Genomic DNA, 3,287 nt, shown 5'->3' on the forward strand with positions numbered 1-3,287 from the left:
TTGTTGGTGGTTTAGCGAGTCTGGTTCCCGAACGTCGTGCTGACATTAGCGCCATTGGCTGGAAAGCTCTCTGGGCAGCAACTTTAGCTACATACATGACTGGCTGTATTGCTGGTGTGTTTGATTTCGGCAACCCAGCAATTTTGGGAAAATAGTCTGAAGTCAGCAAATGTGAAGTCTAAATTCTAGTGCGGCTCGTTCTAGCTAGGAGCCTCCCGAAACGGGAGGGGTATAAGCTAGGGGACTCGCGAGGTAAAATACCTCAAAAAGTTCTAACTGTCCTTCGGATGCAGGTGCAAACCCTGCCCTTTAGGAGATAAGTGACTCCCTACCTTGGCCACACCGAGCGGGCGGCAACTCCGCAGAGTGAAGCTGGCACCAGGGCGCAACCAGAACCAAAGCAGATAGGTATCACTGGCGCTAACGGGGAGACGACATGGGTAAAACTAGTCCTAGAAAAGTGTCTAATAGACAAGCCACAATCTGAGCTGCAACAGTGTGCGACTTTATCCTTTCATTCTCACAACATCATTAGAATAATAGTTGTAATCTCCGAGAAGAGGATAGGCAAATTGGTTAGAAGTTACCGCAAGAATAGTGGAGCCTTTATAGTTAGTCGGCTATGGGTAAAAGGGTTAAAAATTTTGTAGTAAGGCTCCACTATTCTAAGGTTTCATCTCCGGACTGCCCTAAATCGTCAAAACAATCTGATAGATGGAACGAGTAAAAACGACAGCAAAAATGGGTCTGAGGAAAGGTCGAAACCTCGGTAAGTTATGCCAAACTTAATCCCCACTGTCGGGTAGGATGCCACCGGAAACTGGTGGCGGGTATCCAGAATACACGAAACTAATGAAGAGCATGGGTAGACACATGTCAAGACATAGTGACCTTTGGAAAAGCCAAAAGTGGAAGCAACTCCGCCGGAATCTTTTCCGCCTACAAAAGCGAGTGTACAAAGCAATTAGAGATGGTGACCTGAGGAAGGCACGGTCTTTGCAGAAACTGATTCTGAAATCCCGTTCAGCACAACTGCTGGCTGTCCGTCAAGTGACACAGCTCAATCAAGGAAAGAGAACTGCCGGAGTAGATGGGAAATCCTCCCTAACCTACAAAGAAAGGTTCGAGGTATTTGAAAAACTAGGCTCCAATGCGAAAAACTGGACGCACCAAGGGTTGAGAGAAATCCCAATACCTAAGAAAAATGGGAGTACGAGAATGCTGAAAGTACCGACCATCCAAGACAGAGCATGGCAATGTTTAGCCAAATATGCCTTGGAACCAGCCCATGAGGCGACGTTCAGTGCCTTCAGCTATGGATTCAGAACAGGCAGATGTGCTCAAGATGCACAAAAAATGCTATTTCAGAATCTAAATTCTGGCAACAACGGCATCAATAAAAGGATAATCGAGCTAGACATTAAGAAGTGCTTTGACCGCATCTCCCACAATTCCATCATGGATAGGTTGATAGCTCCTGCGGGTCTGAAAATGGGGATATTCAGATGCCTAAAAGCAGGTATCAATCCGGAATTTCCTGAACAAGGAACGCCCCAAGGTGGTGTGGTCAGTCCACTCTTAGCCAACATTGCACTTGACGGAATAGAGGAAATTAACAAAAAGGTCAGAAGCATTCGATATGCAGATGACATGGTGATTATTCTCAAGCCAAACGACAACGCTGAAAAGATTCTAGAAAAAGTGAGGAACTTCTTAGCCCAACGTGGATTGGAAGTAAACCAAGAGAAGACCAAGCTAACCAAAACGACAGACGGATTTGACTTCCTGGGTTGGAAATTCCGAGTCCAGAGAAACGGAAAATTTCGATGTATTCCCTCAGAGGAAAACCATCGTAATATCCGGAAGAAGATTAAAGCCGTGGTGAATAGCTCGAATTATGGTGCTGAAGTCAAAGCCCAAAAATTAGCCCCAATCGTGCGTGGATGGAGGAACTACCACAAAAGCTGTGATATGAGCAGTTCCCGAGATAGTTTATGGTTTATGGCAAAAACCGCAAACCGGAAATTCCGCAAGGAAAAGAAAGTGAATCGGTACAAAGCCACCGAACTATGCAAGAAAGGCTTTCCAGCAGTTGGGTACGAACAAAATCAACACGTCAACGTTAGAGGGACTAAGTCCCCGTATGATGGAGACTTAGTCTACTGGAGTATGCGGAACTCCGTACTATACGATGATGCTACCGCTAAAGCTTTGAAAAGGCAAAACCATTCTTGTGGACATTGTGGATACAAGTTCTTAAGCGACGAATCTGTACACCTCCATCACGTCGATGGAAACCACGACAATTGGAAGCAAAAGAACCTAATGGCAGTACATCAAAGCTGCCACCAGATGATTCATTGGAGCAAGCCGAAAGGCAAGCCGAAAGGTTGAGGATACCTAAGAGCTGGGTGCGGTGAAAGTCGCACGCCCAGTTCGGAAGCGGAGGTGCCCTGGGTAATACCAGGCATCGACCGTAACAATTCTAAATTCTAAATTCCCTACTCCCTCGTTAACGCTTCACAAAGAACCTGATCATACTGTTTAGCAATCACTTCAGGAGTAAAATTCTCTAATAAATACTCACGACCAGCCTGACCTAGGGACTTGACTAACGGCTGATTAGCGGCCAGAGAGCGGATATAGTCAGCCAGACCTTGGCTGTCTCCATTCACGAAGCTGGCACCGCACTTAGCCTTGGCGATCAGCTCAGTTAAGTATGCCTCCGGAGAGCAAATCACCGTCACCGGAACCCCAGCCGCTAACGCGGAGTAGAGTTTGCTAGGAGCCACTAAGGTTTCCATACCAGGCATCACACTCACTAAGGAGAGATCGCAAGCGGTTAAGGAGTAGGGCAGCACCTCTTTGTCTTGGTAGGGCAAAAACATAAAATTAGTTAAGCCTAAGCGCTTCACGTCCTCTATTAAGGCTTCTCGCTTCGCGCCACTACCAATACAGACAAACTGAATCGGTTCGTCTTTCAGTAATTTAGCAGTCTCAAGAATCGTGTCGATATCATGGCAGCGCCCCATATTACCAGAGTAAAGCACCGTAAACTTATTTACTAAGTTGTGCTTCTGGGCAAACCAGTTATCTGGCTTGGGCAGTGGTACAATCACATCTGGGTTAGCCCAACTGTGAATCACCGCCACCTTGTTAGCTAGTTTAGGACAAGTATTTATCACTCGTTGCTTCATGGCTGAACTGAGGACAATAATTGCCTCCGCTTTACGCCAAACCCGACGATTAAGACCTCTCCAAAATCGAGCTAAGGGATGATTGTGACC

3 protein-coding genes are annotated in these 3,287 nt (G+C 46.4%); 2 read left to right on the forward strand and 1 reads right to left on the reverse strand.

Going from position 1 to position 3,287, the window contains the following annotated elements; all coding sequences use genetic code 11:
* Together F6K53_RS36070 and F6K53_RS36075 are read left to right on the forward strand one after the other, a co-directional pair.
* Positions 1 to 155 (forward strand): nucleoside transporter C-terminal domain-containing protein (locus tag F6K53_RS36070; RefSeq protein ID WP_293084224.1); only part of this gene is annotated, 155 nt, incomplete at its 5' end.
* Between the two features lie 718 nt (positions 156 to 873).
* Positions 874 to 2,394, forward strand: coding sequence for a reverse transcriptase domain-containing protein (locus F6K53_RS36075; RefSeq protein ID WP_293084219.1), 1,521 nt, complete (start codon positions 874 to 876; stop codon positions 2,392 to 2,394).
* A 107-nt stretch (positions 2,395 to 2,501) separates the two neighbouring features.
* Here F6K53_RS36075 and F6K53_RS36080 read toward each other — a convergent pair.
* A partial coding sequence (locus F6K53_RS36080) for a glycosyltransferase family 4 protein (protein ID WP_293084222.1) occupies positions 2,502 to 3,287 on the reverse strand: 786 nt, incomplete at its 5' end.

The sequence above is a fragment of the Moorena sp. SIO4A1 genome (assembly GCF_010672065.1).
Taxonomy (GTDB): domain Bacteria; phylum Cyanobacteriota; class Cyanobacteriia; order Cyanobacteriales; family Coleofasciculaceae; genus Moorena.